This window comes from Pseudomonas sp. 5Ae-yellow, assembly GCF_014077575.1.
In the GTDB taxonomy this organism is placed as follows: Bacteria; Pseudomonadota; Gammaproteobacteria; order Pseudomonadales; family Pseudomonadaceae; genus Halopseudomonas; species Halopseudomonas neustonica.
Genome location: NZ_JACGWE010000068.1, coordinates 1 through 9,492 on the forward strand (window position 1 = coordinate 1; position 9,492 = coordinate 9,492).

The 9,492-nt window shown below is 53.6% G+C and carries 8 protein-coding genes; 4 read left to right on the top strand and 4 right to left on the bottom strand.

Annotation, left to right across the window (positions count from 1 at the left end; translation table 11 throughout):
* From tssI to H4J77_RS18620, 3 genes are all read left to right on the top strand, one after another.
* The coding region (gene tssI, locus H4J77_RS18610) for a type VI secretion system tip protein TssI/VgrG (protein WP_182249933.1) at positions 1–1,013 on the top strand (1,013 nt) is incomplete at its 5' end.
* Between the two features lie 76 nt (positions 1,014–1,089).
* Positions 1,090–1,854 (top strand): DUF4123 domain-containing protein, encoded by a 765-nt coding sequence (locus tag H4J77_RS18615; RefSeq protein ID WP_404940798.1) that lies wholly within the window; start codon positions 1,090–1,092, stop codon positions 1,852–1,854.
* Between the two features lie 12 nt (positions 1,855–1,866).
* The gene (locus tag H4J77_RS18620) at positions 1,867–4,419 is read left to right on the top strand and encodes a LysM domain-containing protein (protein ID WP_182249935.1); all 2,553 of its coding nucleotides are present in this window, start codon (positions 1,867–1,869) and stop codon (positions 4,417–4,419) included.
* Between the two features lie 14 nt (positions 4,420–4,433).
* On the opposite strand, the gene H4J77_RS18625 is transcribed toward H4J77_RS18620, so the two are convergent.
* Complete coding sequence (locus tag H4J77_RS18625; protein ID WP_182249937.1) at positions 4,434–5,426, bottom strand: SUMF1/EgtB/PvdO family nonheme iron enzyme; 993 nt, start codon at positions 5,424–5,426, stop codon at positions 4,434–4,436.
* A gap of 919 nt (positions 5,427–6,345) precedes the next feature.
* Here H4J77_RS18625 and H4J77_RS18630 point away from each other — a divergent pair.
* A complete protein-coding gene (locus tag H4J77_RS18630) occupies positions 6,346–6,834 on the top strand; it encodes a DUF3304 domain-containing protein (RefSeq protein WP_182249939.1) in 489 nt (162 codons plus the stop codon).
* 82 nt (positions 6,835–6,916) lie between these two features.
* Here the strand turns inward: H4J77_RS18630 and H4J77_RS18635 are convergent, their stop codons facing one another.
* The 3 genes from H4J77_RS18635 to H4J77_RS18645 form a co-directional block, all read right to left on the bottom strand.
* A complete protein-coding gene (locus H4J77_RS18635) occupies positions 6,917–7,570 on the bottom strand; it encodes a transposase (RefSeq protein WP_182249947.1) in 654 nt (217 codons plus the stop codon).
* A gap of 299 nt (positions 7,571–7,869) precedes the next feature.
* Positions 7,870–8,862, bottom strand: a complete 993-nt coding sequence (locus H4J77_RS18640; protein ID WP_182249941.1) for an SUMF1/EgtB/PvdO family nonheme iron enzyme — start codon at positions 8,860–8,862, stop codon at positions 7,870–7,872.
* Between the two features lie 405 nt (positions 8,863–9,267).
* The coding region (locus H4J77_RS18645; protein WP_182249943.1) for an IS3 family transposase at positions 9,268–9,492 on the bottom strand (225 nt) is incomplete at its 5' end.

Below are 9,492 nucleotides of genomic sequence, written 5' to 3' on the forward strand. Positions count from 1 at the left end.
ACTTCAAGGCCACACCCTGGCAGATCATCTGGCGCCCACAGCTCAACCACATCAAACCCAAAGTCCTCGGCAGCCAAAGCGCCGTGGTCACCGGCCCGCAGGGCGAAGAGATTCACTGCGACCAGTATGGCCGCATCAAAGTGCAATTCCACTGGGACCGTGAAGGCCAAGCCGACGACAAAACCAGCTGCTGGCTGCGCGTCGCCTCCAGCTGGGCTGGGGATCGCTACGGCGGCGTCGCCATCCCGCGCATCGGCATGGAAGTGCTCATCACCTTCCTGGAAGGCGACCCCGACCAACCGCTGGTCACCGGCTGCCTGTACCACAAAGAACACGAAGTCCCCTACGAGCTACCTGCGCACAAAACCCGCAGCGTATTCAAAACCCTCAGCAGCCCCGGTGGCGGTGGTTACAACGAACTGCGCATCGAGGATAAAAAGGGCGAAGAACAGATCTACCTGCACGCGCAGAAAGACTGGGACGAAAACATCGAGCACGACCAGACGGTGCGCGTCGGCAATGAGCGCCACGATACCGTCGAGGCCAACAGCTACAGCGAGTTTAAGGCGGAAGAACACGTAACCGTGCAAGGCGAGCGCAAGGTCGAAGTCAAACCAAACGACCACCTCACCATCGGCCAGAGCCAACACATTCAACTGGGTGACAAGCTACTCACCAAAGCCGGCCGCGAGATACACCTCAAAGCGGGCCAGAAAATGGTCATCGAAGCCGGCAGCGAAATCACCCTTACCGCCGGCGGCTCCTTTATCAAGATCGATGCCGGAGGCGTCACCCTGGTTGGGCCGGCCGTGAGGCTCAATTCGGGAGGGAGTCCTGGGCGGGGCAGTGGTGCAGCAGTCACGCTACCCGCGTTGAGTTCTGCAGTAGATACCGCCCGCGCGGGATTGGTGTTGGAGCAATATAGGGCCCAGGCGCTTGCTGGGCATTTGCTTCCTGCGACTGGCTGCGTGTTCGATGCCGCTGGCAAATGCACAATTCATCAGCATGGGTGAGTCCGTGATCAAGCAGATATCTTCGCCTTTCATGCACGCGCCATGTTCTGGCTTACGTTGTCTTTTGTTGGACCCTATGGCGGATGCTGAACTATTGCGCTGGGTTTATCAATTGGCTCCCGAGGGCGCCCCCCAGTGGGCTTCGTTGTTCCACAATACGGTTTATGCGGAGTTGGCTGAGCACGGTCCGGTAATAGTGCTATGTGACCAGGCTGGCGAGATGGCTGACTACGCCAGCACGCTCTTGGATCAGAGTAATGCCGGGTGTGTACTCTACCTCGATAGCCTGCGCCTATGGTCGGAGGCTGTTCTGCATTGCCAGAGCCTACTGACCGTTACTACGGACCAACAACACCAACAACTGATGCGCTTTTATGAGCCACGCTGGCTTGAGCCGCTGCTGACCAATCTTGAATCTCAGGAGCTGAATACGTTTTTCGGGCCTTTTGCTGGTGTAGCGTGGCGCAATGAACTTGGTTGGCGATATATAGCTCGTGCCGAGGATTGGAACGGCGAGGTTCAAAAGCCGGGGTGGCTGCGATTGGGTGCGCTGCGGCAAGAGCAGATAACGCAGGCAAGGCTTCAAATCATTGCAACCGAGCTCGTCGGCGACTATCGCTCTGTATTAGATATGCCCGAGCCAAGTGTATATGTTTATCAGCAATTGCTCGCAGCGCAGGCGGAGGGAGTCAACCAGAAAGCGCACTTTGAGCGCTGGCTCAGATTGGCGCTGATCCATAAAGGCGAGAATTGGCCCACGTCGACAGCTCGCGCGGTTCTTGCGCGCACTGATCTGGTGATGGCTGGCAAGCTGGATGAATTGGAACGCCTACAGGGCTAGGGACGAAAGGATATGTCAAACAGAAGCGAGTACATTGTGCAGTCGGGTGATAACCTCACCGCGATTGCCCGGCAACACGGTACCAGCTCCGCAGAGTTGCAAAAGCTTAACCCCATAATTCGAAATCCTGACAACATTCAGCCCGGATGGAAGCTCAAACTACCGCCACGGCCTGCTGCAGCCAACGATACTCCAATTTTGGATGCGTCTGAATCAGGAGCTTCTTCCCTCGCATCCCTGCCACCTGCTCGACATACAGATGATTGCAGTAGCACTCAGACTCAGGCTGGCAGCCCCTGCTCAGCGGAATTGATAGATGTAGTACACATAACCGGCGACCCTTACTTCTATGTGCTTACCGAAGCTCAGGTGCAGGACCTGAAGCGAGAAATTGATCGAGTTCAGTTGGTGATGACTGAGCTGCAAGACGCGTTAGCTGATTCAGGGCAGCGAGTGGATTGCCAGAAAGAGCAAAACGCTGATGCAGACTGTTCTTGTGTGCGCTGCAAGAAAGATGAGTGGAGCAAGAAAGCCGAAGAGGCGGGCCTTTTGTGTGTCGATCCTACTGGCGCGCAGCCGCAGCCTACCTTGACCAGCGAAGAGGATATACAGGGGCAATTGACCAAGCTGCGCCAAGCGCGTGAATGGTATGTGGCCTATAACCCGGTGCTAGCCCTGGATGCTGGCAACATGTTGGAAAGCAACTGGGAGTCACTGCGCGCAGAGAAGCTCAAACAGTTGGATGCAGAGATTGTTCGACTGCGTGGTTTGCTGAAAAGTGAATCTGAGGGCAGCGCTACTCTCGCCAATTCTGCTAGGCCAAATTTCGATTATGCCCGCAGTGGTAGTCGTCAAACACAATCGGAAAGTGGTACTCGTCGACGCAGCGGTATCACGGTGGTTGAGGTCAGTTTGTTCGGCCAGCCCGACCGCCGCTATTACGTCGCGGCTCGTTTTCACGAGCAGGTTGACTGGAAGACCAAAGTTAGTACCCGCGTTTTGCAGGGTAAGCCCTTTGGTAAGCAATTGGCCAAGCAATTGCTGGATGACATCCGCAATGACCTTGGTAACTCCCGCCGAGCAAGTCCGTTGGGCAGCCTAGAGGCCAAGCTGATCAGTTGGAGTAGCAAGGAAGACAACCTGCTCAACGCTCTGCATAAAGAAGTCACATGGACCAGCAACAGCGACGACGCTGCACCTTATGCGATATCCGCCGAAGCTCATGCCCTGCGGTTTGCCGCCAGCGCCAGCGCAGGTGTTAATAGCTGGGATCCTGCTGGGGGTAATATTGAAGTAGGTGCCAAGGGCAGCGCCGCTTTTTCCTTGGCTGAGGGCTCGGTTGCGCTCAGCAGCTTCTTCCCGTCTCAGGGTGGGAGAACCATGCAACTAGCCTACCGTAACGCAAATGGAGAGACAGTGTTGCACCCGTTCGGTGTGTTCCGTCTGCAGGGCAAGCTGGAAGTATCGTGTTTTGTGGGTGCGCAGGTGCAAGGTAGCGTTGGTGCAAGAGTGCAGTATAAACCGAGTGATGAGGGCCCAAGCGGTGCAACAGCATTGCTGGGATCGCCCCAGATCGAAACGGGTCGCGGTGGCTATATTGGCATAAAGGGCGACGCCTTTGCTGGTGCCCAAGCTGGCGGCGCGCTCAGTGGCGCGTTGCAATGGATTGAACCGAGCAAGATAGGTCGTGGCAAGATAGTGTCTGGGCAATCCAATGCCAGTAGTAGTTGGACCAGCTTGGCGGAGATTAAGGGCGAGGGGAATGGTGCTCTGGGTATTGGTGCCGGGTTTGATTTTGGATTAACTATTCGTAGTGATCGTTTGGCCTTTAACTGCAACGGACGTTTGGTGTTTGGGCCCGGAGCTGGCGGCGGCTTTGCGACTGTGGTTGATTTGGAGAATACGTATAAGGTGGTGACGCTTCTCTGCGATGCGCTGTCGGAGGTTGATTACCATTATCTGCTCAGTGTGAATGCGGACGCATTTAATTACGTCGCTTACGGCCTCTATCAAATTGCCTCGCAGCCGGGACGCGCTGCAGTGGTGGCTTTTGATATGGGGCAACGTGAGATGAAAGCCTGGTGGCAATTGCGTCAGACATCTAAATATGAGGCAGAGAATCTAGCCCATTATTTGGTTAGACATGAGGCGGTAATAGTCAATGGCCAAAGATTGTCTATAGATAGATTGCCGCCTGAGACACTTGGCCCGATGGCCTATATGTTGAGCGAAAGGTTTGTCGAGAGCTGGCACGAAGACCAAGAAGCGGCGCTCGTGCTTTTGCTTTCGCATGTCCGGACTTGGAGGCAAATGCTTAAACTTTTGGAGCACTGCTCACCAAGAGGCGAGACGGTCAATGGGATGGAAAGTCTTGATCGCTTAAACCGTTTGGTGGATGGTTCGCAGCAGCAAGAGTTCAATCGTTTTATTGAGTCCCTGGCTGTAAACCACGGCTCTACTCCGCGTCCATCAGGTATCTTGGCATGGACCCCCTCTGACCCAGTCAGAAAGCGCGGGGTGCTGATGGCTGCGCGAAGCAGTGGATTATTTAACGGCCTAGCATAGTTGAACTCGGAGCGTTATAGCTGTTGATCAGATTGGAGGGAGCAGCGAAAGCTGCTTCCTGGATAGTAGCCATTGCTCACGGGGTTTTCTGGCCAGCGGCGAACACTATTGGCGCTCATCCAGTTCGTTTCCGCATAGTACGAGCCTCTATGAACTTTTTGCGTGCCGTTGTTTGGGCCAGTTGGGTTTCTGATGGGGGATTTAGCATAGTAGTCCTCTGCATACCAATCGTTCACCCAGTCAGTAGCATTGCCAACCATGTCATAGAGACCAAGTGGGGTCGGTGGAAACTGACCGACTGGGGTTACAAAGGTTTTTTCGTCTTGAAGAATGTTTTTCCCGTCGTCTAAATTACCGTCATTTGTTGGATATTGTATGTACTTTCCTCGATTGCGGGCTGCAAATTCCCACTGAGCCTCGGTGGGCAGGTCCAAAGGGCGGTCGCTTAATTCTCCTAGCCATAAACAATAATCCTTGGCCTCTTGCCAATCTTTGACTGGTGCGGGGTTATTGGGGGCAAAATAGTGAGTCAAATCTTGGCGGTCACGTTCTTCGGCATTGAACAGAGCCAGCCCTTGGCTTGTGCGGAATAAATCAAAATCTTCTTGACGAGTCTGATAGCGAGAAAGGTGGTAACTGCTCAAGCGCACCTGATGCAGATAATCATCATTCCGCTCGGGCGTAATTGGGCAAAGCCGCTCCGGCTCCTGCCCATAAGGCCAAGTACCCATGTTGGCCGGGTCATACTGGCAAAGAGTGCCGAAGTCGCCCATCTCGAACTCACCGCCCTCGATAAACACCATGTTGTCCAGTGAGCGCACCACGGTGGCGAGTATTTGCTCGCGCAGCTTGCCAGATAGGTCGGGATAGCGGTCGTTGATACGCTGAGCAATGGCCTCGACTTTCTCTGCGCTTAGCCTTTCACTGTGGGGCAGAGGCTGTGACTGTGCATCACAGCCATGTAGAGAAAACAGGAAAAGGAGTGGCAGTAGAGCAAAGCGAGACATGCAAGCGTCCTGGTGGCGATGAGCTGTGGGGTGCACTGTAGCAGTGATGCTAAGGCAAAACGCCGACGTTGTTCACGAATAGCAAGCGTGGCGGGGTCCTTTTGGGTGAGGAAGACCGGGGTCAGGTCTTGCTTTTTGCCTCTAATAGCTGATTTTTCTTCAATCGAGAGTACTGATTAATTTTCACTTCGCGTAACTGGGTCAGGTGAACACTACAACCTTTCGCTGTGCTGCTCAAAGCGACACCCCGGTCGGCAAGGTTCCTCAATAACGGTATACGCTTTCCTAACGGCTCGATTCGCTAAGTCCCCTGAGTAATAGCTATTTTGCCGCTAGCCATAAAGCGTTTGCATTTGCGTGTTCTGACGACGAGCGCACATCGGCCTGCGCAGGTCTTGGATAAAATACGGCGCTGCCAACGTATCTGCAGATTCCGCTTCAACTCAGCACAAGGAACAACGGATGTTCTCCCCCTTATTAAAGAAGCTGACAGAGCCAGACTCTGTAAGAAAACGGGGTCAGATGAACATATCTGCAGCTCAGCGCAAGGCACCGCGGATGTTCTCCCCGCATCAAAAACTCGACCCGAGCGATACCCTGTTCTGATGACCTGCAGTTAAGCAAAAGGCAAGACCTGACTCTGTTGCCCGCTGCTGGATGAACTCGAAGCTTGTGCCTCCGAGTTTCTCGCCGATACATGCCATGGTGATCGTTTAGAGCAAGTAGACCGTGCATTAAGCCAAGCACGGCAGACAGGTCTCGGGCATCCTGACGACCAACTGCTTTTTGCGACTTTGTCCTTAATGGAAGGCGCGCCTTTAGATGCAAGGGCAAATTGGCAACAGATACATACGTCGATGTTAGAAAATGAGTTCACGTTGAGTGAGGCGCTTGAAACCAATATGGGACCGGATCTCCTATGAATATCGTTCGACAGCGATGGCTGAACCTACCGACATGGTTGCGATGGGCATTGAGCCTGACGTTCTACGTGACACTAATAGGTGGCTATGTTCTTTGGCAGTATCAGCGACCTAGCGGTGCTTCACTGTATGTCCATAACCATACGGGTCGACCGATCTTCAGCTACTGGGTTAATGATAATTGGGGTGGCAACGCGTTTGCTTATGGCGGTGGGAAAACCACCTGCTGCTGGCGGATTACTGGTGACAAGTTGAAAGTAGTTTGGATCCTGGACGTTACTCCAGAACAGGTTGAGAGTGGGCTGGAAGAGGAGCGGCATGAGCTGGAGGTAGCTAACCCTCCGCGCGAACGTGCAGATGACACCCTGCATGTGCACTTTTTACCCGGTAACCAGGTTCGCTTAGCTTGGAATCACAGTGCAGGCAGCCCACTGGCCGAAGAATTACGTCAACAGTACCCAAGGAAGGCCAATGACAACCCGTGATACATTGCTTCAGGCTCAAGCGATCAGCGCGCGTTGTGCTCAAGGTAATTGGGGTCACAAGGTAATTGGGGTCAGATGAACATTAACTATTTTGCTTTTGATCCCTTGCTGGTCGCCCCGGCTTTCCGGCGCTTGCAGATTGGCCGGTGAGGCTTTCTATTTCGCGTTTGAACTTGTCGTTGCCCAGGGCAAGGCCGCTAAGCGTGGTGGTGCGTATGGTTTCAGCCAGATCGTCAGAAAGTACTTCCTTGAACAGCTCGCGATAGACCAACTGGCGCTCCTCCGGGTTGGTACCTAGTTGTTGATAAAGGCTATGGGGTGAAACCAGCTGCGACGCTTTGCCCAAGGCGTTGGTGCGATAGCTGCTCCAGCGGTAGTCTCCGGGAGCGATGACCATGGCAGCCCGGACGGGGTTCATTTCTATATAACGCTGGCAGTGGAGGAGGTAGCCGTCGGAATCAACCAGGCATGACCGATAACGGCCTTCCCACAAGGTGCCGGTGCGTCGGTGACGATTGTTGAAGTAGCGGACATAGCGGCGCCCAACCGCCTGCATCATCAAGCTGATGCTGGCATGCCCATTGGGAGTAGCGAGCAGATGAATATGGTTGGTCATGAATACCCACGAATGAACCGCCACGCTGTATTCGTCGGAGTAATCGCACAACCACTGCCCAAAGGTGAGCATGTCTTGCTCGTCTGCGAAGCAGACCTGGCGGTTATTGCCTCGCTGGATTAAGTGCTGCGGAAAACGGGGTCAGATGAACATATCTGCACATATTTGCATGCTGCATATATGTATCTGAGTTCTGTGGGCTGGTCTCGCCTTTAGCTATTCCCGTTACACCGCGACTGCTGCCAAGATCCTTCTGCCACGCCGGAAAGGACCCCCCAAGGCGAGGCGGCGACAAGTATCAAAAACAATAGAATCAATGTTCATCTGCCCCGATTACCCTAACGAGAAACTTTGCTGGCTGCTCAGCGTAGTGGGCTGTTTGATGGGGTTGTCTAGAAGCCTATGCAGCTTTTAGGCTTCTAGAGCGGCGTATCCGACTGCAATGAGCACCTAAAGCTCGTGCCTGGTAGATGCCTACTTCTATTAAGATCGTCATTCCAGCGGCGGACTGTATTCGCGCTCATCCACATAGTCTCTTGGTAGTTTGACCCGCGACGAACTTTTTGTGTTCCCATGTTTGGCCCTTTAGGGTTCTCCAATGGAGACACCTGATAGTAATTTTCGGCGTACCAGTCGTTGACCCAGTCGGTCGCGTTGCCTGCCATGTCGTACAAGCCAAGCGGGGTGGCCGCAAACTGGGCGATAGGTAGCTCGTCGGTGATTTTATCTGCCGGGATATTGCGGCCATAATCAAGGCTGCCGGTGTCGGTTGGGTATTGGACATATTGGCCACGATTTCTTGCGGCATACTCCCACTGAGCCTCAGAGGGAAGGTCGACGGGATAGCTACTGAGCTCGCCAACCCATAGGCAATAGTCCTTGGCTTCCTGCCAGCTTTTCGTCCAAGCAGGTTTATCTGGATGGAAGAGTTCTTGAAGGTCTTCACGTTCTCGTAGATCGGCGTCGAACAGCGCCAAGCCCAAACTGGTTCGAAATAAATCAAAATCCTCAAGGCGAGTCTGGTAACGAGATAGGTGGTAACTACTCAAACGCACCTGATGCAGGTAGTCGTCATTGTTAAAGCGCGTTATCGGACATAACCGCTCTGGGTCCTGCCCGTAGGGCCAAGTTCCCATATTTGCCGGATCGTATTGGCAAAGAGTGCCGAAGTCGCCCATCTCGAACTCTCCCCCCTCGATAAACACCATGTTGTCCAGTGAGCGCACCACGGTGGCGAGTATTTGGTCGCGCAGCTTACCCGATAGGTCGGGGTAGCGGTCGTTGACACGATGAGCGATGGCCTCGACTTTCTCTGCGCTTAGCTTTTCACTGTGGGGCAGAGGCTGCGACTGTGCATCACAGCCATGTAGAGAAAACAGGAAAAAGAGTGGCAGTAGAGCAAGGCGAGACATGCAAGCGTCCTGGTGGCGATGAGCTGTGGGGTGCAATGTAGCCGTGATGCTAAGGCAAAACGCCGACGTTGTTCACGAATAGCAAACGTGGCGGGGTCATTTTTGGTGAGGAAGACCGGGGTCAGGTCTTGCTTTTTGCCTCTAATAGTTGATTTTTCTTCAACCGAGAGTACTGATTAATTTTCACTTCGCGTAACTGGGTCAGTGAACGCTACAACCTTTCGCTGTGCCTTACAAAGCTACACCCCGGTCGGTAAGATTACTCAATAACGGTATACGCGTTGCTAACGGCTTGATTCGCTAAATTCCCTGAGTAATAGCCATTTTGCTGCTAACCATAAAGCGTTTGCATTTGCGTGTTCTGACGACGAGCGCACACGGGTTCTACCCCGTTTCCACGGACGGTTATAAAACAGCTAAGAGCTTTTGATCCTGCGCAGCAACTCTACGTCGCATCCTAGGATTATGGAACCGCTCGATGTATTCAAATAGGTCTGCTCTTACCTCGTCTTGAGTACGGTAACGTCGGTGATGTACTCGCTCTCGCTTCAGCATCCCAAAGAAGCCCTCACAGGCGGCATTATCGCCACAGTGGCCAACGGCACTCATGCTGCTGACTAACCGATTGCT

What these genes read in the sequence shown, in the direction of transcription:
- H4J77_RS18615 (WP_404940798.1), top strand. Translation starts at nt 1,090, where the DNA reads ATGGCGGATGCTGAACTATTGCGCTGGGTTTATCAATTGGCTCCCGAG.
- H4J77_RS18620 (WP_182249935.1), top strand. Translation starts at nt 1,867, where the DNA reads ATGTCAAACAGAAGCGAGTACATTGTGCAGTCGGGTGATAACCTCACC.
- H4J77_RS18625 (WP_182249937.1), bottom strand. Translation starts at nt 5,426, where the DNA reads ATGTCTCGCTTTGCTCTACTGCCACTCCTTTTCCTGTTTTCTCTACAT.
- H4J77_RS18630 (WP_182249939.1), top strand. Translation starts at nt 6,346, where the DNA reads ATGAATATCGTTCGACAGCGATGGCTGAACCTACCGACATGGTTGCGA.
- H4J77_RS18640 (WP_182249941.1), bottom strand. Translation starts at nt 8,862, where the DNA reads ATGTCTCGCCTTGCTCTACTGCCACTCTTTTTCCTGTTTTCTCTACAT.